This window comes from Ideonella oryzae (assembly GCF_024055665.1).
Classification (GTDB): domain Bacteria; phylum Pseudomonadota; class Gammaproteobacteria; order Burkholderiales; family Burkholderiaceae_C; genus Ideonella; species Ideonella oryzae.
On the sequence record NZ_JAMXMC010000028.1, the window covers coordinates 1 to 1,802 of the forward strand.

General features: G+C 53.8%; 2 protein-coding genes. Both read right to left on the bottom strand.

Translation table 11 applies throughout. The features are described 5' to 3' along the window. Positions 1 to 232: 232 nt before the first annotated feature. A complete protein-coding gene (locus M0L44_RS21930) occupies positions 233 to 634 on the bottom strand; it encodes a hypothetical protein (protein WP_252772312.1) in 402 nt (133 codons plus the stop codon). Between the two features lie 80 nt (positions 635 to 714). After that, the gene (locus M0L44_RS21935; protein ID WP_252772313.1) at positions 715 to 1,518 is read right to left on the bottom strand and encodes a DUF6602 domain-containing protein; all 804 of its coding nucleotides are present in this window, start codon (positions 1,516 to 1,518) and stop codon (positions 715 to 717) included. Between the last annotated feature and the right edge of the window lie 284 nt (positions 1,519 to 1,802).

Genomic DNA, 1,802 nt, shown 5'->3' on the forward strand with positions numbered 1-1,802 from the left:
TCGTCTGTGGCACCCGTCCACGCTGAACGAATGGAGCCCTGCTGAGCGGTTCGTATCTGGGGCCTCGGCCACACCGCCGACACAAGCCCGTCTGTAGATGTGCAGTCTGTCTCTCGTGGTGTCTTCAGCAGCGCCTGTCAGGTCGACGATTTGCCGGGAATCTCAAATACCGCTTGGGAAGGAGAAAACAGCCAGGTTCTGCTTGACCGAGGGGGAAGTCCCTGTAAAAGGGTTAAACAGCATCTGCCACCCCGAACACAGCACGATGCCAGACCGCATTCGGAGCTTTGAACCAAGCAGAGTTTGCCTCCGTCGCAAACTGCGCCAGTTCGTTCAGATTGCCGTCATACCGTGTGTACAAAGCTATCAATTCACGCAAGCCTTGCTGAGACAGACGCTTGGAACGAAGCTGAATTTCCAGTTCGTGGCCCGCCCCGACCACGCCGATAACGCCAGGGATGGACTTCAGCCAGGCGAAGAATGCTGCCTCGTCGCCTTGGGAAAAGTACCGCACCGGTGCGCGCCATATGAGCGTTGCCATGATGTTTAACGCCAAAGGTAAGCTGCGCCGGAAGGAGCGAAGCGAGTGGAGGGCACCGACATGGCCCATGAAAATGGCGAAGCCATGGGCCATGTTGGAGTCAGCTTGACCGTAATGTTAGGCCACATATCTTGGACTTGGTGTTTCACTTGATGTGTGATCCCGCGCCACGCTCAGCGCAAGCCTGAGCAGGCAATGCTTCCCAAGTTCTTGTCATGGGGCCTCCCCGATGGGAAGGCTGTGAACCCCGGTCGACGCATGTCCTTTCGAGTCTTGTCGTAATAGACACTCAAAATTCCCGTGATGAGGAACTGCAGTCCAAGGTGAGATTCACCGACCTGATGTTTGAAGCCGATGTAATCAGCTTGTGTTGGCTTCGACGCTGGCCGACGTTTAAAGATGCTCCACTCATCAAGTGCGCCGACGAAACCTACCAGCTTGTCAAAAGTTACGTTCGTCTTGCCGGCATAGGCGGCCTGCATTTTGGAGAATATCCAATCGAGCGTATCGGTCCTTGTTTTGTCGATGTTCGATTTCACAGATACCAATGAGAGATACGGCCCTCGCACTTTGTCGTTTTTATCGTTTGATGCGAGCGTTTCGCAGAGGGTTGCAGCGTCAAAGAGCTTTTCGCATTCGTGCTGGATATCGCCGTCGTTGAGATGTTTCTTGATGGAAATTATTGCTATCACACCCTCTGGAGGGACGATTACGCTATTTCCGAATCTCTGAAAAACTGGATATGCGCCTGAATCAAAAACTAGGATATCTAGTTGTGTGGAGTGCTGATCGCTATCTGTCTTTCGTTCTGTACCCTTCTCTCCGGTCTTTACAGCCGGACGGAGGATGAAGCCGGTGAGTACTTCGAGGTCTTTGGGTAGATAGCGCGAGAGATATTCGCGGACTAAGTCTTCGACAAATCGACCGTCCTCGCCTCTATGCTGAGCACCAGCGCCGGTTGGGGCGGGAATCAGCATTTCAAACTGTTGGTAGGTTTAAACTAGTGCATCCACTTCCGTGGACCAATAGTCTTGAATTCGCTTGCCGTCCATATGTGTTTCCTGTGTGTGGCCTAGACAAGATGGCTTCGTGAAGCTGGGCGGCCCGTCTCCAGCGCGAACGTAGGTTGCGGGCCTGAGACCTGCAGAGCTACACCAATGCACCCGACGGACTCGCTGCCGGGGCGTTGCCAAATTGCTGGGAGACGGGCCATGGACAAATCTAGCACCCTGTTTGTCGGTTTGGATGTTCACAAGGACAG